The organism is Luminiphilus syltensis NOR5-1B (genome assembly GCF_000158175.1).
Taxonomy (GTDB): domain Bacteria; phylum Pseudomonadota; class Gammaproteobacteria; order Pseudomonadales; family Halieaceae; genus Luminiphilus; species Luminiphilus syltensis.
This window is the reverse complement of the sequence record NZ_DS999411.1, coordinates 652,185-671,265: the sequence shown is the minus strand read 5'-3', so window position 1 is coordinate 671,265 and position 19,081 is coordinate 652,185. Positions and strand designations below refer to the sequence as shown.

Annotated in this window: 16 protein-coding genes and 1 pseudogene; 5 read left to right on the top strand and 12 right to left on the bottom strand. The window is 58.1% G+C overall.

Annotated elements, in window-relative coordinates; genetic code table 11:
* Positions 1-8 precede the first annotated feature (8 nt).
* Positions 9-458 (bottom strand): AMP-binding enzyme, encoded by a 450-nt coding sequence (locus NOR51B_RS15840; protein ID WP_326544572.1) that lies wholly within the window; start codon positions 456-458, stop codon positions 9-11.
* A gap of 48 nt (positions 459-506) precedes the next feature.
* A pseudogene (locus NOR51B_RS14780) lies at positions 507-1,606 on the bottom strand (AMP-binding protein); the annotation flags it as partial.
* Positions 1,607-1,989: 383 nt separating this feature from the next.
* Between NOR51B_RS14780 and NOR51B_RS15350 the strand changes: the two are divergent.
* The 3 genes from NOR51B_RS15350 (at position 1,990) to NOR51B_RS03010 (ending at position 5,516) form a co-directional block, all read left to right on the top strand.
* The gene (locus NOR51B_RS15350; RefSeq protein ID WP_009018843.1) at positions 1,990-2,157 is read left to right on the top strand and encodes a hypothetical protein; all 168 of its coding nucleotides are present in this window, start codon (positions 1,990-1,992) and stop codon (positions 2,155-2,157) included.
* Between the two features lie 28 nt (positions 2,158-2,185).
* A complete protein-coding gene (locus NOR51B_RS03015; protein WP_009019029.1) occupies positions 2,186-3,253 on the top strand; it encodes a nuclear transport factor 2 family protein in 1,068 nt (355 codons plus the stop codon).
* Positions 3,254-3,596: 343 nt separating this feature from the next.
* The gene (locus NOR51B_RS03010; protein WP_009021441.1) at positions 3,597-5,516 is read left to right on the top strand and encodes an outer membrane protein assembly factor BamB family protein; all 1,920 of its coding nucleotides are present in this window, start codon (positions 3,597-3,599) and stop codon (positions 5,514-5,516) included.
* A 60-nt stretch (positions 5,517-5,576) separates the two neighbouring features.
* Here NOR51B_RS03010 and NOR51B_RS03005 read toward each other — a convergent pair whose 3' ends face one another.
* The 10 genes from NOR51B_RS03005 to NOR51B_RS02960 all read right to left on the bottom strand — a co-directional run bounded on the left by NOR51B_RS03005 (position 5,577) and on the right by NOR51B_RS02960 (position 17,181).
* Positions 5,577-6,461 carry a peptidyl-prolyl cis-trans isomerase gene (locus NOR51B_RS03005; RefSeq protein ID WP_009019170.1) on the bottom strand — a complete coding sequence of 295 codons (885 nt, stop codon included), beginning with the start codon at positions 6,459-6,461 and terminating at the stop codon, positions 5,577-5,579.
* A complete protein-coding gene (locus tag NOR51B_RS03000) occupies positions 6,458-8,341 on the bottom strand; it encodes a DUF3604 domain-containing protein (protein WP_050759513.1) in 1,884 nt (627 codons plus the stop codon). The genes NOR51B_RS03005 and NOR51B_RS03000 overlap by 4 nt, the downstream gene beginning before the upstream one ends.
* 100 nt (positions 8,342-8,441) lie before the next feature.
* Positions 8,442-9,254 carry a ThuA domain-containing protein gene (locus NOR51B_RS02995; RefSeq protein ID WP_009020746.1) on the bottom strand — a complete coding sequence of 271 codons (813 nt, stop codon included), beginning with the start codon at positions 9,252-9,254 and terminating at the stop codon, positions 8,442-8,444.
* Between the two features lie 12 nt (positions 9,255-9,266).
* On the bottom strand, positions 9,267-10,649 hold the full coding sequence (locus tag NOR51B_RS02990; RefSeq protein WP_009021403.1) for an aromatic ring-hydroxylating oxygenase subunit alpha: 1,383 nt from the start codon (positions 10,647-10,649) through the stop codon (positions 9,267-9,269).
* A 33-nt stretch (positions 10,650-10,682) separates the two neighbouring features.
* Positions 10,683-11,825 (bottom strand): thiolase family protein, encoded by a 1,143-nt coding sequence (locus NOR51B_RS02985; RefSeq protein ID WP_009019972.1) that lies wholly within the window; start codon positions 11,823-11,825, stop codon positions 10,683-10,685.
* A complete protein-coding gene (locus NOR51B_RS02980) occupies positions 11,825-12,259 on the bottom strand; it encodes a Zn-ribbon domain-containing OB-fold protein (protein WP_040481664.1) in 435 nt (144 codons plus the stop codon). Before NOR51B_RS02980 ends, NOR51B_RS02985 begins: the two co-directional genes overlap by 1 nt.
* A gap of 8 nt (positions 12,260-12,267) precedes the next feature.
* On the bottom strand, positions 12,268-13,671 hold the full coding sequence (gene lpdA / locus NOR51B_RS02975) for a dihydrolipoyl dehydrogenase (protein ID WP_009019471.1): 1,404 nt from the start codon (positions 13,669-13,671) through the stop codon (positions 12,268-12,270).
* Positions 13,672-13,675: 4 nt separating this feature from the next.
* Positions 13,676-15,166 carry a 2-oxo acid dehydrogenase subunit E2 gene (locus NOR51B_RS02970; RefSeq protein ID WP_040481659.1) on the bottom strand — a complete coding sequence of 497 codons (1,491 nt, stop codon included), beginning with the start codon at positions 15,164-15,166 and terminating at the stop codon, positions 13,676-13,678.
* A complete protein-coding gene (locus tag NOR51B_RS02965) occupies positions 15,166-16,200 on the bottom strand; it encodes an alpha-ketoacid dehydrogenase subunit beta (RefSeq protein ID WP_009018856.1) in 1,035 nt (344 codons plus the stop codon). The genes NOR51B_RS02970 and NOR51B_RS02965 overlap by 1 nt, the downstream gene beginning before the upstream one ends.
* Positions 16,201-16,215: 15 nt before the next feature.
* On the bottom strand, positions 16,216-17,181 hold the full coding sequence (locus NOR51B_RS02960; protein WP_009019831.1) for a thiamine pyrophosphate-dependent dehydrogenase E1 component subunit alpha: 966 nt from the start codon (positions 17,179-17,181) through the stop codon (positions 16,216-16,218).
* 216 nt (positions 17,182-17,397) lie between these two features.
* Here NOR51B_RS02960 and NOR51B_RS02955 point away from each other — a divergent pair, with 216 nt between their 5' ends.
* Both NOR51B_RS02955 and NOR51B_RS02950 read left to right on the top strand, forming a co-directional pair.
* The gene (locus tag NOR51B_RS02955; protein WP_230198387.1) at positions 17,398-18,108 is read left to right on the top strand and encodes a TetR/AcrR family transcriptional regulator; all 711 of its coding nucleotides are present in this window, start codon (positions 17,398-17,400) and stop codon (positions 18,106-18,108) included.
* A 161-nt stretch (positions 18,109-18,269) separates the two neighbouring features.
* Positions 18,270-19,070, top strand: a complete 801-nt coding sequence (locus NOR51B_RS02950; RefSeq protein ID WP_009019823.1) for an SDR family NAD(P)-dependent oxidoreductase — start codon at positions 18,270-18,272, stop codon at positions 19,068-19,070.
* The last annotated feature ends 11 nt before the right edge of the window (positions 19,071-19,081 follow it).

Genomic DNA, 19,081 nt, shown 5'->3' with positions numbered 1-19,081 from the left:
TCGGCGTTCTACAGTGAAATATTTTTTTCTTTCAGTTCCCTTCGGAGTACTTCCTTCTGCACCTTGCCCGATGCGGTTTTGGGTAATTCCGCCCGCTGCTCGACGTGCTGCGGCCACTTCTGCTTGGCGACATCGAGCGTTGCCATGTGCTGGCTCAGCGCTTCCAGATCAGGCGCTGTAGCACCCGGGGTCGATACAATAATGGCGGCGACGCCCTCGCCAAGGCGTTGGTGGGGCGCGGCGACAACGGCGACTTCGGCGACCGCCGGATGAAGCTCAATCGCCTCTTCAATTTCCCGGGCGCTCAGGTTTTCACCGCCGCGGATAATAATGTCTTTCTTGCGGTCGGTGATGCAAATTGCCCCCGATGCCAGCAGCTTGCCAATATCGCCTGTACGGAAAAAGCCATTGTCATCGTAGGCCGCGCTGTTTTGATCGGCATCGGCGTAGCCGAGCATCATGGCAGGCCCACGAATCAGTAATTCTCCCTCGTGCTCCAGTCCCAGATCATTGCCGTCGTCATCGCAGACAATGACTTCATAGTTGTGTATTTTTCCGTCGGTGTTGGCGGCAAGATCAATATCCTCAGGCCTTGGAAACCCAACCGTGACCAGCGGCGTTTCGGTAGAGCCATACACTCTCACGGCCTGGCAGTCAGTAAGCACTTCTTTGGTGTCGTAAATCAGCTTGGGGGGTACTGAGGCGCCGCCGCACGCAAATACCAGAACCCGGGCAATGTTTGCCTGCGCTTTACAGTGTCGACGAGCTCGCGCAAAAATGGTGTCGCGCTGACACAGAGAGTGGCGCCATATTTCTCAATCAATTCGACGGCCTCTGTGACCACCCAGGCCTCCATGAGCAGCGACTTGGAATCGCTAAAAAAGGGCAGTTCGATGCCATTGGCGTAACCGGTGATGTGGGTTACCGGCGATGGCATCAGCATGAGGTCATTGCTGTCCATGGACCAGCCACTGACACCGTTCATAAGCGCTTTTTCAAGGGTATTGTGGCTGTGTCGAACGGCTTTCGGGTTTCCGGTGGTGCCCGACGTGTAGAGCTTTATCTTCTCGTCATCGGGATCCACCGCAACGTCGCTGAGTTGATCCGCATTGGCACTTGTCATTGCGCTATCGAAGTCGACAAAACCCTCGGGCAGTGCTCCCGATGCGCCGACGACAACCACCGTTGACAGGTCGGGTAACTGGGAGCGAAGCGTTGTCGTCATTTCGACGTAGTTGAAATTGCGCAGTGTTGCCGGGATGAAGAGAACCCGGGTTTGCGCATCCTTCAGGATAAAACCGAGTTCCTTACCGCGATAAATGGGGACGATAGGGTTAATAATCAGTCCCGCAAGGGAAGCAGCGATAGCCACAATCACCGATTCGCGGGTATTGGGTAGCTGGAAACTGAGGGTGTCGCCGGCTGCAAGGCCCATATTCTGGAGTGCAGCTGCGAGGGTTCGCCCCTCGCGATAGGCGTCGGCGAAGGACAGGGTGCTGCCGTTGCCAAAAAAGATAGCCGTTTCCTGGTTGCGTTCATCAGCCAGTAGTCGTGCGCGCTCGGCCAGCGTCGCATTGCGGTAGCTTGTGCTTTCAATATTATTCATTGTTTTCGCCGCTGTTTTCATTGTGTCATTGGTGTTCGAATACCGGGATGCCCTTCATTACTCTGCGCCTGCGTCTCAATCGCGAGCAACCAGCGCGGCTCGACCCCCTCCCGCAGCGCGCACTGTTCCGAATATACCAGCCACCACTGATAAAACAAGCAAGTTTGTTTGTTATCGCCGTACCAGCCGTTTTGACAGGTGTCACGCCAGCTTGACACCTGCTCGCCCGCTCAATTACTTTCAAAACAATCAAGCATGTTTGTCGTGCAAGTCACGACCGGCATAGTGAAGCTTTATCGAAAGTGACGCCTTAACTAAGGGGTGGCGTTGTCTGTGGCAACATAACTAAAAAAAGCGGCGCAGAGCGCAAGGAAAGACGGGGTATGAATGCAGATATTGGCAAGGCCGGGGCTGGACCATTGCGGTGCCTGGGTCTATCGACTGGAAAGTTAATCCATTGCGACGGTCGACCGGTAGCCGGTGTCTTTGCCCGCGAGGCCTGCGCCTCAGTGGTCGACGTCGAGATGAAGTCTGCCTGGTCCAAGGTATGACAGTGGTGATGCCATGAGGACGGCTACGATGCTTGATTCACTGATTGCTAAACAACACATTGAAAAGCGGCTGGCGCAGCATGCGCGGGGTATCGATCGAGCCGATGAGCTTCTGTTAAAAGAGGCTTATCACGATGATGGTACCGTCGATTACGGTGTATTTGCGGGAAGCGCCGCCGAGTTCGCCGGCTTCCTCACCCCGGTTCAGGCAAGTGCGCCGATCTCCCTGCACCGGCCCAGTAATACCTGGTGCAAGGTCAGTGGCGATCGGGCGGTGACCGAAAGTTACGTTATCGCCTATGTAGTGATGCCCACTACCGGTGATGCGCAGCCCCATCTGGTAGGCGGGCGCTATCTTGACCAGCACAGCCATAAGAATGGCGAGTGGCGAATGCAACATCGTCAGTACATTCTCGATTGGTGTATCCAGTATCCCCCGGCGGGCCAACAGGATACACCGCCGGCCTTTGCGCTGGTGGGCGCACCGCCTCGGGGCGGTCATCACACTGCAGACGCGGGCAATACCCTGCTTATGGCTTATGCCGCGACCAAAAAACCGCAACAGGAGAGCAACGCCATGGCGACCGATACCGCAATAGATCACGCCCTGTCTCACCAGGCGATTACCGAGTTGAATTATCGCTATTGCCGTGGCGCCGACCGGGGTGATGTTGAGACCCTGCTGTCGGCGTTCCACGATGATGCCGTCGTTATGTCAGGTGTGTTTAACGGTTGCGCCCGGGAGTTTGCCGATACCGTGCTGCCGGCGATCAGCGGGATGTGCACCGCGCACACAGTGACCAATCACTGGATCGAAATCGACGGTGATGCCGCCGTGGGTGAGAGTTACGTCATGGCCTTTCAGGGCATTCCTGGGGATTCGCCTGAGGATCGGTTGATTGGCGGTCGTTACATCGATCGTTATGAGCGCCGCGACGGGGAGTGGAAAATCGCCGAGCGCAGCTTCGTCATGGACTGGGCGATGTCTGAAGATTCAAAAGACCTGCTCAATGCAGGCATGTTCGAAGCGATGAATAAAGGCTGCCGTGGCGATCAGGACCCGGTTTATGCGCTGTGGAATTCCCTGAATGGATAGCGTCTTTGCGGCAAATCAGACCTTAAATGACGCCCAAATCGACGTTAATGGTCTTTTTAGCGTGACTGCCCGCTAGCCGTGATCGCAAAATATTGATGCCGGGCCTTGAGGTATAGGAGCCCATGGTTGCCATGTTTGGCCGCTAATCCTGAAGGTTTTATTGCGTCTTATTCGGTCGTCGGTGCCGCCTGAGGTTCTGCGAAAGGAGCTTTGGCCAGACTCGCTGCTCTGGGCTCTTTCACCCGGACATGGTGACAATGAATGTATCCAGAAGGCAGACAATAATCTCCAAATACGCGGCACGCGTGTGCCAGATTTTTTTGCATAGTAAAAAGGACTAGTCATGCAGAGTGCTATCGAGTTGCAGCAAGCTTGTGTCCGGTTGACCACGCTTATGCTGGCGGTGCTTTGGCCTTTATCGGCGATGGCAGAAGATATCCACCAGGCGCGCGCCAATTCCGACGCTTACGCGGATGTCACCCGTAATGTGGATCCGGACACCCAGGCCAAAGGTGCTGCGTTGTACACCGAACATTGCGCCCAGTGTCACGATCGCGCGGTACCCCGGGCGCCCCAGCGATTTATCCTGGCCCAACTGACGCCGGACTCGATTCTTTCCGCGCTCAATGATGGCATCATGCAGGGCGTCGCCAGCGGAATCCCCGAGAGTGGGCGTGTTGCGATTGCCGAATTCCTTACCCAACGCAAGCTCGATAACAGCGATCCCCTCGCCGCTGGTGTGGAATGCGCGGCAGATCGCGCCGCCTTTGATCGGGATCAGCCACCCGGATTGCCTAACTGGGGCTTCGATGACGCCAATAGCCATCATATTGGCTCCGAGCTGCACAACGTCGGCGCCGCCGATCTGAAGCTACTCGAACCGGCGTGGGCCTTCGCCTTTCCCAGTGCAACCAGGGCCCGTTCCCAGCCTGTCATTGCCGGGGGCGCGGTCTTTGTCGGCAGCCACAAGGGCATTGTTTACGCGTTCGATCTGGAGACCGGCTGCACACGCTGGCAATTTGTCGCCGGTGCCGAGGTGCGTACCGGCATGACTCTCCAGACCTGGGAGGCGGGTGACGACGACGCACAGCCGCTGCTGTTCTTTGGCGATCTGACCGGTCACCAGTACGCCCTTGATGCCTTCTCTGGCGAGCTGGTGTGGCGTAAACGAATGGATGAACACCCGGGCGTTACGCTGACGGCGTCGGCGGTATTGCAGGGCGATACGCTTTATGTACCCCTTTCGTCGCTGGAGGTTGGCGCGGCGATTGACCCGGAGTATCAATGCTGCTCCTTTCGCGGCGCCGTGGTCGCTGTTGAAGCGAGCACCGGTGAAGAGCTGTGGCGGGCGCACTGGCTGCCTCCAGCCCAACCGCTGGGGGCCAATCCGGTGGGCACCCCGCGACTGGGCCCGTCCGGTGCGCCGGTATGGAACAGTCCCGCATTTTGGGGCGATTATCTTTATGTCGGCACCGGTGAAAACTACTCGTCGCCGGCGACGGATACCAGTGATTCCGTCATTGCCGTCAACCGCCACAGTGGCGAGATCGAATGGGTGTATCAGGCCCACACCAATGACGCCTGGAATGCCTCCTGCGAAGAAGCCACACGTTACAACTGCCCTGAAGAAGATGGGCCCGACTATGATTTTGGCGCTGCGCCCGTGATCGCCTACACGGAGGAGGGTGAGCCCGTCCTGGTGGCGGGGGGCAAAAGCGGACTGGTTGTGGGTCTAAAGCCGGATACCGGCGAGTTGCTATGGAAAAACAAAGTGGGTCGTGGCGGTGTCGTTGCCGGTGTCCACTTTGGTATTGCCACGTTCGGTGGCAGGGTATTTGTTCCCATCAGCGACGCACCGGATGGCAAGGTTTACGATGAACCTGCACGACCCGGTATGTATGCCCTCGATGCCAGAACGGGTAAATACCTGTGGCGCACGCCTTCTCCGACCGATATTTGCCAGGGTAGGCCGGGGTGTTTTCCCGGTTACTCCGGGGCGATATCGGTGACCGACGACTACGTTCTGGCGGGCTCCAATGATGGCTTCTTACGCGCCTATGATGTGCGCGACGGTACTGTCATCTGGCGTCACGATACCACTGAGACGGTGTTGGCAGTGGGTGGGCGTGAGGCAACCGGCGGTTCGATGGGTGGTGGATCTGCACCGCTGGTGTATGGGGATTATCTGATCACCAACTCGGGTTATGCCTTTGCCGGAAAAATGCCCGGTAATGCGCTGCTGGTGTTTCGCAAGCGGCGCTAAAAACAAGCGGCGCTAAGACTAAGCCGTGCTAAGACCAAGCCGCACTAAGATAGAGCCGCGCTAGGGGGTGGCGTCGCTTGAATCGAGCAGCAGGTCTTTGGCGAGGGTAACCTCGTAGCGATCGACCAGGGTGTTGAGCACCTCCGCGCGCTGGCTAAGGCGTCGCTCGCGCAGAATATCCTCCTCGACGCGCACTTTTATCGTTTCGAGTTTAGGTGTCGCAGCGGCGCTTAGCGCCGTTACCCTGACCAGGTGATACCCCAGGCGGGAGGCGATGGGCCCCTGCCATTTCTGGGCATCGGGTGTTAGGGCAAATACCTCCTCGGCAAATTCTTCCCCAAAATGAGACCCGATATAGTACTGATCGCGCTCGGCGTAGTGTCGGTGGTACGGGAAGCGATCCCCCAAAGCGCTGGTGGATGACAAGGTAGCCGAATTCAGCGCGGTGCGCGCCTCCTGTAGCGCCTGCTTCCCGTCAGGGTCGCGGTCGTCGCGGGCAAAATATAAATGGCTGAACGAGATCTGGGCGGGCGTCCGGTAGCGGTCACGATGCTCGTCAACGTAGGCCGATAAGTCGGCAGGTGTGATGTCGAGGGCTGGGACGGCTTCAGCCTCAGCGATAAAGCGCATCTTTTGAGCCAGGCGCTTGCGGATGACCGTATCGCCTTCGAGTAATCCCAGCCTGAGGGCCTCGCGATAGAGCACCTCCTCTTGCACCCATTGATCGATGACCTGCTGGCGCGCCTTGTCGGGGAGTGTCATGAACCGCTCGGTCGCGTTTATGCTGTCGGGTATCCGGAATTGCTGCTGATAAAACGCGATCAACTGTGGGCGGTCGAGGGTAATACGGTTTGAATTTGCGTCATCATCCGGGCTGGGATAAAGCGCGAAAAGCAGCGCCCCGATCACGGTAAAGTGGACCAGGGGCTCGCGTAACCACTTCATGGCTCGGGTGAGGGTGGGGTGTACCAGATGGGTGAGGAGTAGGCGCGGTCCTGAATGGCGATCCGTGCCGGGTCCGGGATATCGGACCCAAAAAATGCCGCATCATAGACCGTCCACCGGGGAGTGGGGATCTCGATAACCCGGGCGTAATAAAAGGCGGGTTCGGTGGGGTCGAAATCCGGATCCTGCCACACCGCTGCAAGCTCGGCATCACCAATACTGTTGAGATAGGTGGCATTTTCCAGATCGGCGGTATCGCCCACCGGGGGGATCAATCCCGTACTGGGGTCTGCCTGGCGATTATCGGAAAGCGCGACGTCGAATACCTGCTCATGGGTTTCCCCGTCGGCATCCAGCCAGCCCTTGATAATCTGCACGCGATCCAGATTGGCGCCATCGGGGTCGCGAACCGCTGCCACCATTATCGTCGGGCTCGCCCCGTCTGGCCCGGTTACCAGGTCACCGCCCATGGGTACGCCCTTTCGATAACCGATATCAGCATAGTCAGGCCGCTGTACGTCCTGGGCCTCAAAATCCCAACCCGCGAAGAATCGCAGACCGATGCGGCTACCCGATGTGGCGTAGACCTCGCGCCGCTTGAAGGCTTCAAAGATCGACTCGCGGGTGTTGTCCTCTGCCCAGACGGCGGCGAGTCCGGAGGCCACCAGACGCCAGTTTTCCTGGAGCTGGTGCGCCATTTTTTCGCGGAAGCGATCTTTGGCGGGTTCATCGTGGCCGAATTTGCCAAAGTAATTGTTTTCGGCGGTGGTACTCAGGCCAGTATGCATATCGCTGCTGCCAATCAACCCGAATTTAAACGGATTCACACCCAATTCCCGTTCGTAGCCCAGCCCCAGTTGCAGTGCCGAGCGGGCGTATTCGTACGGCAGCATGTCGGGGTCTTTATCCGCGGTCAGGGCTATATTGCCGTCGTCCCAGGTCTCGAAATCGGCAAATTCGTCGTCGGGGGAAAGCGCGGGGTGGGTTTCTCCGTCTCCCTTGACCTGGGTCACTTCATAAACGGGTTCCCAGCGCGCCCGCTGTGTGGCGTAGGCCGCATCAAAGGCCTTGCCGTTTTCCCTGATGGGCCCGAACATGCGTCCGTTACTCACATTGCCATTGTGCGCGATAGCGAGCACTTCGCCGCCGGTGGTGCGTTCATAGTCAGTGAGTGCCGCCCAGAGATCTTCCGGTGCGGTACTGTGTTGGGCGGTAAACGGCAAAACCTGGTGCGTCTGCTCATGGTCGCCCTTGAACAAAACCACCCGGTGCAGGTTGTCGCCGGTAATCATTGACGTCCACTCGTAACCAATGAGCGTGGTGAACACGCCGGGTTGGTAGTACTGATCCGCCGTTTGAGTGACATCCTCCCATATTGACTGCCGCACTGGCGTGGGCACCTTGAACTCGGCATCGGTTTTCTGAATCGCCAGGGAAAATTCCAGCGCAAGTTCCTGAAATTTTCCCTCGTCCATCAGGCTCCCAAGAAAGTCGCCAAACTGCCATTCCTTCAGCCGAGGGTCTTTTTTCTCCAGCATGGGAAACACGCCGAGATACTCGGAGTGATCAGTAATCGCCAGAAAGTCGAGGGGACGACGCAGTTTGGCAGCCATTCCGTTGTCGGCAATCACTGTCTCCCCGCGTGCGAATCGATAAGCCTGCTCCCGGTCGAGCCGAGTTTCCAGGGTAAAGGCATCGGGGGACTGGGTGGTATGCAGGTGGGTATCGCCCCAGTACAACTGCCGCGATGACTGCCGTGCGGGGGGGGAGTAGGTGTTGGGGTCGCCGATGAGTGCCTCTCCGGCGAGTGTGGGCGAGGCGCTGAGGGCTCCGCCAATCAACAGCGCAGCGCTGAGTCCGATCAAGGGTCTGTTTTTCATTTTATTATTTCTCTCGTGCTGCAAATCCATCGGGAGCTATCTTGCTAGATCGCCCTCTGCTGTTAACCCCCCCCTGCTACAGAGGGTAATGCTAAACCGCTTAGCTATCGGCCATTGCCTCTGCAGCGGCCTGCTTCGCTGCCTGGCTGGCTTCATCCACTGGCGAGATTGCCCATTCAATACCGCGGCGCAGCAGCGTGTAAAACACAGGAAGATCCCAGGAACAACGATCAATGGTAGGCCAGTAATCGAGCAGTGGCTGCATGTCGTAGTGATGGCGACAGTGCCCCAGTGTCAGGTATAGCACGGCGCCTTTGTCCTGTTTATTGATGTAAAAAACGGGATGCTTGGCCTGCTCCCATTTGTCTTCGACAAAGCCGGGCGCATCGCCGCCGAATTCGGTTTCCAGCAACACCTCAAGATCACCGTAGGTGCGCATCAGGTATTGCTCGTCGCTGGCGTCGAAAGGCTCGACACCTTCGACCAGCGGGTGGTCGGGCTTGGCCACGGTAACTTTGTAGGGCTCAATGGGCGGGTGCGATCGGAACATGGAGCCGAGGGTTTCCACGAACAAGGGGGCCCAGTCGGGGGTACCGAAGTTACCGTCGGACATCAGGCGAATAATCGAGTTGGTGCCGTGCAGCGCATACCAACGCCCGCCGCTGCGGACCCACTCGCGTAGCGCCTCCTGAGCCGGGAGCGATGGCACCACGTTGCAGGTGTAGCTGATCAGAAAGTCCGCTTCGGCCAATGCCTCCAGGTTCTCGAAATCTTCAAACACGCGCACGCGCACACGCTCGTGCTCGGCGAGAAGTTTAAGCAGCTCGAGTCGTGCGAAGTCGATATCGTGCCAAAGCCCACCGGCAATGAGTACACAGTTGATGCGTCCTGCCGTTCTTGCTGAGTCACTCATTGCAGGCTCCCGTCAGGCATTCAGGTACTTGTCGATGGTCTGATGCAGATGCCGTATGCGGCTTTCCTGATAACTCGCGAGGCTCACCGCCTTTTTGTGTGAGGCCTTCATGCCTTTTTGTACCGCCGGCAGGTTGGCATCGTCCTGATCGAACACGGGGCCGAGGGCGCCGAGATTGGGATAGGAAGAAAAGGATTCATCCGCGGGGATGACATGGCAGGGTGCCGGGTCGGGCCGCTCGCTACCCTCTGGGTAACGCAACAGGATCATCACCTCGAAAATACAGCTGTCGGGATCGTCACCGTTGGGAATGAATTTGTAAACGATGTTGCCGTTGTAGCCAATCCACACCTGGAAGTTGGGGAACAGGCTGTAAAGAATCGCATCCTCGAGCTCAGCCATGGTGGCGCCCGACAAATCCTGCCCTGAGGCTTCTTCGAACATGCCGCGATTCATGTCGGCAACGTAGCGTCGCGCGTCGACCCCATCGGGCATGTCGACCCCTTCGTCGGAGTCTTTGGCCATTCGGCCTGACAGCTTGAGGATATCCCGCGTGATCGCTTCTTCCGAGATGCCCTCGAGGTGCGGACTCGCCACGCCCATGGGGGTCACGGAGCGGGAGATGTGGTCGCCGTAAGTGTCGTACTGGGAATTGGCGTCGCCGGTGAAGGTCAGGATCTGTTTGTGCGTCTCAACCGTGTGGTACGACTCCATGAAGGCTTCTGCACCGACTTTCCAGTTGCAGTTCATGACGCGCTTGACGTGCACCCCCTTGAAATACTTCTCCAACGGATAGCGGGAGAAATGCTCAGGCATCACCTCCATGTATTCTTCAAGCGGCTTGCAGTTGTGGTCAAAGTTAATAAAAACAAAGCCGCCCCAGGTGTCGACCTGTACTTCCGGCAGCGACATATCCCGGTCTTCAAGGTGCTCAAAGTCCCACTGGCAGGGGATGCCCTGAAACTCGCCCTCGAGGTTCCAGGTGGCGCCGTGGAAGGGGCAGCGAAACTCGCCTACGGTGCCGGATTCGTCGCGCAGGCTTCGACCGCGGTGCAGGCAGGAGTTGATAAAGCCCTTGAGTGTGCCCTCGTTGGTGCGCACCACGATAACGCTTTGGTCGATGATGTCGTAAACCACGTGATCGCCTGATTCGGGTAGATCTTCTTCGCGACACACCATCTGCCAGACTTTCGACCAGAGCTTTTCTTTTTCCAGGTCAAAGAAATCCTTGCTGATGTAGCGATCGACCGAGAGGTCCTCATCGCCCAGGTAGGGATTGCTCTTCTCCCGCAGAAAATCAGGAACTTCGACGGTTTCCTTATCGAGCAGGTCCTGCCAGGTGGTGCCCTCAAACCGGCCGCCATCGCCCTGCAGCTTCTTTGTCGCGTTATTCATCGCTCATCCTCCGAAAAATCATTATGTCTGTACTTATCGGGCCAGTATATTGACGCCGCTTATTCCTGGCGCGCCATACACGTGGGTATAGCCCGTTCGTGGTTGATTTGGAACCTGCCGCGCTCCCGCGTCACCGCGGAGCTGCAAGCAGATTTCATAGACCTGCCGTAAGCCCGATGCCCCCACAGGCTCACCGTTGGCGAGGCACCCACCATCGGTATTAACCGGGAGTCGCCCGTTGATTTCGGTCACTCCATCGGCGATCCATTGTTCCTGGTCGCCATGATCGCAAAAGCCATTTTCTGCCATGTGCATGATCTCTGCACCGACCTCGGTGTCCTGAAGTTGTGCCACGTCGATATCTTCGGGTCCGACCCCGGCGAGCTCAAAGGCCGCCCTCGAGGCATTGACGGTGGGTGCATCTCCAAGAAGCGGCGCCTGCGAAGGGCTGAAGACTTCAAAGCTGCCATAGTTTCTCGATCTAACCACGGCGGTCTTTAGGATAATCGGATTACGGGTAAATCGCTGTGCGATATCGGCCCTGCAAACCACGAGGGCGCAACCGCCCTCTGCGGGCGAGCAGAACATGTACTTGTTCAGCGGTTCGCTCACCATGGGGGCTTCCGCGATTTCGTCCCGGGACAAGGCCGTACGCCGCCATGCTGTCGGAGTGATGGAGCCGTTTCTGAAGGCCTTCTCGGCGACCCGGATCAGGGTATCCCTGGAAATGCCGTAGTCGTGCATGTAGCGCTGGATCTTCATGGCGAAGAATTGGGTGGTGAGCATGAGACCGGTTTCACCGTACCAGTCATCGAGCCCCCAATCCCTGGGCTGCGGGTTGAAAGCCCCCCTCGGGTGCTTGTCAAAACCGACGACCAGCCCGACGTCGTACTGTCCCGACTTGATCGCAGAATAGGCGGCATTGAGGGAGCTGCCACCGGTTGCGCAGCCGTTCCAGATATTAGTGAACTGCAGGCCGGTCAATCCGAGGAGATTCACCAGTGAGTCGGCATTGCCACCGTCCTGGCTGCCGCCAAAGGCAAACTGCATGTTCTTGAACTCGGTGCCCGCATCGCGAAGTGCCGCGCGCGCTGCCTCGGCCCCCTGTTCGAGCCCGGTGAGTGCGGGACTGCGTCCAAAGGGGTGTAGCCCGAGACCGACGATAGCGACATCCATTAAGCGGTCTCCGGGCTTGCACGGAATTGAAAGGTCAGTAACTCGGTACCGTCTTCGTCGCGGCGAACTGGTATCAGTTCGAGCGCCATGGGCATGCCGATACGCAGGTCTCCGACCGAACTCTCGCGGAGTCGGCTCTCCACGCGTAGTCCACAGGCCATTTCCACATAGCCGACGCCATAGGGTCGGAAGGTTTCGGCGGTTTCATCGGTAGCGTAGGGCGCTTTTGGCATGAAGGATTGGATGGTCCAGGTCCATAGCGAACCCTGATTTCCCAAACTTACTACTTCGGTTTCTGAGCCGGCGCAGGCGCGACAGCTCGACTGTGCGGGGAAGGCATGCTCCCCGCAGTTTTGGCATCGGCTGCCGAGCAGTTCCACCTGACCCGGTGGCCAGGTAAAGAGTCCTTCATGGAGGGGCTTTTGCTGACTCATGACAGGGCTCAGTGGTTCACCGCAATGCCTTCGGCATCGAGCACGGCCTCGTGCATGGCCTCTGAAATAGTGGGGTGGGGGAACACCGTCTCGGCAAATTCTTCGGTAGTGATCTCCGCACCCATGGCGAGGGCGAAGCCCTGTATCTGCTCGCTCACACCGTGACCAATCATGTGCGCGCCAAGGAGCTCCCCCGTCTGCTGGTCGACAATCGTCTTGATGAGTCCGTCGCTATGGCCAGCTGCCAGTGCTTTACCGTTTGCGGTGAGGTCAAATCTGCCCACCTTGATCTTTTTCCCCGCCGCCTTTGCCGCGGGTTCGCTCAATCCGATGCTGGCGATTTGAGGCCGTGCATAAATACACCCCGGTATCAGCCGTTCACCGGCGGGCTTGATATCCATCCCGGCGATATGCTCGATACAGGCAATGCCCTCATGTACGGCCTTGTGCGCCAGCCAGGGTGCGCCGGCAACATCGCCAATCGCATACACCCCCGCCACATTGGTTTCACCATAAGCGCCAGTCACGATGGAGCCTTTGTCGGTGTCGAGCCCCAACGCTTCGAGACCCATGCCCTCAATGTTGCCATCCACACCGACGGCCACCAGTAAACGGTCGCAGGCGATAGCGCCATCGGAGCCATCGCTCTTGGTCACATTGACTGTGAGACTGTCTGGCATGGCGTCCATGGAGGCAAACCGCGTGCGGGTACGGCAGTCGATGCCACGCTTAGCCAAAGCCTTGGCCATGCGCTCGCTGATTTCCGGGTCTTCGGTGGGTACCACCCGGTCGGCGGCTTCAACGAGGGTAACCTGAGCGCCGATATCCGAGTAAAAACTGGCGAACTCGACGCCAATGGCACCCGCACCAATAACGACCAGATGATCGGGTCGTGTCGTTGCAGTCATTGCCGCTCGGGCGTCCCAAATCCGGGAATCGTCTGATGGCAGGCTGGGCAGCTGCTTCAGGCGCGCACCGGTTGCGACGATAATATGCGGTACGCGGTACTCCTGTTGCTCGCCGGTGCTCGTGGTGACTGCGAGCTTGCCTTTTTCAGGGATACTGCCGTGCCCGGAAAGGTGGGTTACCTTGTTTTTACGCAGCAGGAATTCCACCCCCTTGGACAACTTCCCCGCGGTCTGCCGGCTGTGCCTGACCATGGCTTCCAAATCGATGCTATCGACAGAGGCCTCGATGCCAAACTGACTGGCGCTCCCGATGTCGGCGATGAGCTCCGCGCAATGCAGCAGCGCCTTGGTGGGAATACAACCCCAGTTGAGACAGACGCCACCCAGCTCTGCGGACTCCACCAGCACGGTGGAAAAGCCCAATTGTGCAGCACGAATGGCGGTTGAATAGCCGCCGGGCCCGCCGCCAATCACGGCAATATCGAAATCGCTCACGGTTGCCACGCGATCAGCCCAGCATCATTGCAGGATTTTCAATGAGCGCTTTCAGATCAGCAAGGAACTGCGCCGCATCGGCACCGTCCACCACCCGGTGATCGCTTGCCACGCTGAGGCTCATTATCTGGCCGACGGTGGCCTCATCATTGCGGATGACGGGCTTCTTCTCCGCGCTGCCGACGGCGAGGATTGCGACCTGGGGCGCATTGATGATCGCATCAAAGCTGCTAATCCCGAACATGCCAAGATTACTGATACTAAAGCTGCCACCATCGAGTTCCTCACCGCTGAGCCGACCTACTTTGGCTCGAGTAGCGAGGTCACGCATGGCGGAAGATATGCTGGCGAGTCCATGCCGTTCTGCTGATCGAAGCACAGGCATCATGACCCCGCCGTCGATGGCAACCGCCGATGAGATATGGCATTCGGAGAATTGCTCGAGGGTTTCGCCATCAAAACGGGCATTGAGTGCCGGGTTTTGCTGAAGCGCGCAGGCGCAGGCCTTGATCAGAATGTCATTTAATGAAATTTTGACATCGGTTCGATGCGCATTGAGCTGTTTTCGCAGTGCCATCGCCTCGGTGACGTCGACATCAATGTTCACCCTGAAGTGAGGAATAGATTGCTTCGACTGATGCACGCGCTGCGCGATGACCTTGCGCATGCCGCTCAGCTGGGTTCGCACGGGTGCTAGAGACTCAGGCGGCGCCGCGGTTCCGGTAGGCTCGGCGCTGGAGGAGGTTGCCGATTTTGTTCTCGCGGCAACGGCTTCGACATCGGCCTTGCTGACCCGACCGTGACGGCCCGATTGTCGACATTCGTTCAGGTTAATACCCAGTTCGGCAGCCAATCTTCGGGCAACAGGGCTCGCTTTCACACCGCTGTCATCAGGCAGTACCGCTTCGCCGAAGTCGCGTCCCGCGGGCAGGTCGACAGCCACATTGGCCGCATCAGCCGCGCTCCGGAGATCTTCGACGGTCACACGATCGTGCCGACCGCTGGGGCTGACATTATTCAGGTTGATATTATTGGCCTTGGCCAGGCGTCGGGCGACCACCGTGGCCGGCACTTCGCTGTCATCGCCGCCAGCGCTGAGGCTGGAGGAAGCCGACGGCCTGGTTGCAACCGGGGTCGCGGGCTCCGCGGTTTCAGCGGCGGGTGATTCACCGGGTGCGGCGGGAGCCTCCTCGACAGCCACGTCGGCGGGGTCGGGTGCACCTGAGCCCATAAACGCGTCGATTTCATCGTCGGTGGCGTCGCCGTCGGCAAGCACGACAAGCGGCGCACCCACAGCCACGATGTCGCCGGTGTTGGCGCAAATTCTGACGACGGTTCCCGACGATGAAGCCGTAACGGTGTTGACGATCTTTGCGGTTTCGACATCGACAACGTCATCGCCCATATCGATGGTGTCCCCTACGGAGACATGCCAATCGGCGATTTCACCCTCGGTCATTTCCATGCCCCACTTGGGCATGGCTACCTTGTTCAAGTTAGCCATTATCGACCTCCGAGGGTTTCTCGAACGGCCTGCTCGATAGCTGCTTCACTGGGGATGTAGGCATCTTCGAGAACGGGTGCGAACGGCACGGGTGTGTGCGGAGCGGTAACGCACTTGACCGGTGCGCGCAGCGAAGAAAACGCATGTTCCGCGACAATGGCCGAGACGTCAGCGGCAAGGCTACAGCGCGGATTGGCTTCGTCGACGCAGATCAAGCGGCCACTCACCTCAACGCTTTCGAGAATGGACTCGCTGTCAAGGGGCGATGTCGTCCGCGGGTCGATGACGTCGCAGTGGATGCCTTCTTTCGCCAGCTTGTCGGCGACAGCAATGGCTTTGGGCACCATTGCACCGAAAGCGACGATGGTGGCATCGGAACCCTCACGGGCAAAGGCAGCCTCCCCAAAGGGAATCGTATACATCTCGTCGGGGACCGGACACTTGGTCTCGTAGAGCAGTTTATGCTCGATAAATACGACCGGGTCATCGTCCCGTATAGCGGAGATCATCAAGCCCTTGGCGTCGTAGGCATTGCTGGGCATGACGACCTTGAGCCCCGGTATGTGCGTCAGGACCGGGTGCAGCATGCTCGAGTGTTGTGCGCCAGCGCGCATACCGGCACCGGCTGTACCCCTGATCACGATGGGGGTGCGGGCTTTGCCGCCAAACATATAGCGGAATTTTGCCGCCTGGTTGAAGATCTGGTCGAAGCAGACGCCGATAAAATCAATAAACATGAGTTCGGCGACGGGGCGCAGCCCGGTATTGGCGGCGCCGGCGGCGGCGCCGATAATCGCCGATTCGGTGATGGGGGTATCGATAACGCGGGTGCGGCCGAATTTGGTCCCCAGGCCCTTGGTTACGCCGAAGACACCACCGTAGGCCTCGTCGCTGCCTTTACAGCCGGCGCCACCGGCCACTTCCTCGCCCATGATAATGACGCGGGAATCGCGTTCCATTTCCTGATGCAGTGCCTCATTGAGTGCTTCTCGCAATGTTTTGACGGGGTGCTCGTTAACGGCTGACTCTGACATTGTTATTTCCTTTATTCAGTAGCTGACGTGGACGTCGGTGTAGAGTTCTTCGACGGCGGGTTGTGGCGCTGCCAATCCCCGCTGTACGCCCTGCTCAATGGCATCGCCGGCCTGTGCATCCAGCATATCCAGCTCGTCGTCGGTCATGAGACCCTCGGAGGTGACACGCTTGCGGAAGATTTTCAGGCAGTCTTTGTTGGCGCGAAGGTCATCGAGCTCTCCTTCACCGCGGTACGCCTGCGGATCGCCGATGAAGTGTCCGTCAAAACGAATGACGTCCGCCTCGATGGCGTAAGGGCCCTTACCTGATCGGGTGTGCTCCACCGCCTTCTCCATGGCATCGTAGACCGCGAAGAAGTCGAGGCCGTCCACCTTGACCGCGGGGATATCGAAAGAGGCGACTCGGTTGGCGATATCGCCCGAAACGGCGTATTCGTCGCCGGTTCCCTCGGCCAGGTGATTGTTTTCGAAAATAAAGATATGGGGCAAGTCGAGAACCCCCGCCAGATTCAGCGCCTCCATGACGGTGCCCTGGTTGGAGGAGCCGTCGCCGCTGAACGACACCGCAATGTTCTTGGTGCCCAGGGTTTTTGCCGACAGCGCCGCCCCGTTACACAGCGGCGGACCACCACCGACAATGGCATTTGCGCCAAGCATGCCGCGATCAAAATCGGCGATGTGCATCGAGCCGCCTTTGCCGTTACACAGGCCGCCCTGCTTGCCCATGATTTCCAGGATCATTGCTTCAATATCGCAGCCTTTGGCGATGCAGTGGCCGTGACCGCGGTGCGTACTGCCGATGATATCTTCGTCGGTCAGGTGGGTGCAGATGCCGACACCGACGGCCTCCTGGCCATCATAGGTATGAACAAACCCCGGGATATTACCGGCCATGAATTCCTTGATCATCCGCTCTTCGAACTGCCGGATGGTCGTCATCGTGTAGTAAACCTTGTGCAGTGCTTCAGAAGACAGCGCCATTGCCACAGTACCTTTTAAAGTTTTTATCGATCCCTACGATACTAGGAGTGGCCCATAAAAAAAGCAAGCTTGATTGTTTGATATAAACGCGACTCACAGAAAGTCCGTCTGTGATTAAACTTAGCTTTACGTCGCACGCCGTTAAGAGCACCTGTGGAGACTGCCCGGTGCAGCTTTACGTCGCGATGACAGGGATCCGCTATGGGGAAGCAGGACATGACAAATTTGGACTCGCGAACAGGAGACGCCGGTGATGGATCTGACCGCAGCAGCACAGCCGTGCGTCAAAAGGCGAAGAAAGTGAGGGCCAACGGCGACGGCTGGCAGGCGGAAAAGAGCGCGATGACGCGCAAGGCGATTATTGACGCGGCAATCACGTGTTTTGTCGAGCGTGGCTATACCCGCACCACTACCGCATTGATAGCGGCGCAGGCGGGGGTCTCCCGGGGTGCCATGATGCATCACTTTCCCTCACGTTTTGCGGTACTGCAGGCCGTGGTGTCCCATCTGCACGCGACTCGTCTGATGGAATATCGGGAACTGATGCAAAATATCGACGATCCTGAGGCCGCACTGGAGCGTGAAAGCATCCGAAAGTCGGTGGTGGCGGCATGGAAGTACGTGAATCTGCCTTCTTTTGTGGCTTACGAGGAGCTGCGTGCAGCGTCGAGAACCGACGCCGAACTCGGGGATATCATTGCCGATGTCGAGAAGGACTTTGACCGCCAGTTCCTGCAGACGGTAAAAACCGTATTCCCCCACTGGACCAAGGTGCAGTCTCTGGAGGCGGCCCACGACCTTGTCCAGTTTGTGATGCAGGGTATGGCGAACAGCCATATGGGCAGTCAAAAGAAGAAGCGGGCAGACCGGGTGATCGATCTGGTTACCGACACGCTGATGAGGATTTATCAGGTCGAGGCGGACTGACCGACAGCGCTTTTGCACTACTCAGCCGGCACTGGTGCCGGCAGATCACCTCTCTCGCGTTCCCCGGGGAATGCCATTCGCTGACAGCCGCTGTTGTGCTAGAAAAAAACATGCTGTAATGTTTTGTTCTGTCTGAAAAATAACGATAAGTCGGAGAATAAATGGGCGCGTTTTCAGGAAAAGTGGTGTCAATAGTCGGCGCTGGCACACCCGGCAACATGGGTCAGGTCATGGCGCGACGGTTTGCGGAAGAAGGCGCAACCGTCGTGGTATCGGGCCGTGACAATGACGCACTGGGGCGTTTTGCATCGGAGATAGGGGGCCATTGGCTTCACTGTGATCTCTGTGATCGGAGTTCGATCTCGGCAATGTTCGAGCAGCACGTCGCGCAGTTTGAACGTGTTGACGTTGCCATCAATGCGACCGGGTGGGGGCTGCTGACGCCGCTCACCGAGACCACGGAAGCGGAGCTCGATCGGATGGTCGATCTTCAGTTCAAGGGCCCATTTATCTGGCTTCAGCACCTGGTTAAGGTGATGACCGCTCAGGGCGGCGGCTCGATCATCCAGATTTCATCCGCGACCGCGAAAATAATGCTCGATAACCATGCGGCTTACATGGGTACCAAGGCGGGTATCGACCATGTCATCCGCACCGTCGCCAACGAATATGGCGAGGTGGGAATACGGGCTAACTCGATTTCGCCGGGCTTGACGGAATCCCCTATGACATCAGAGGCGCTAAAGAGTGAAGCGCTGAAGCAGGAATTTGCCAAGTGCTACCCACTGGGTAGATACGGCACCTCGGAAGACATTGCCGAAGCCGCACTTTTTTTGGCCTCTGACCGTTGTTTTATGACGGGCGAAAATCTGCAGGTCAACGGTGGCCTTTGTCTGCGCAGAAATCCTCGGGCCAACGAGCTTCAGGCAGCGATGGTTGCCGCTGGCGAGATTCCCGGCTGACCGCAAGATAC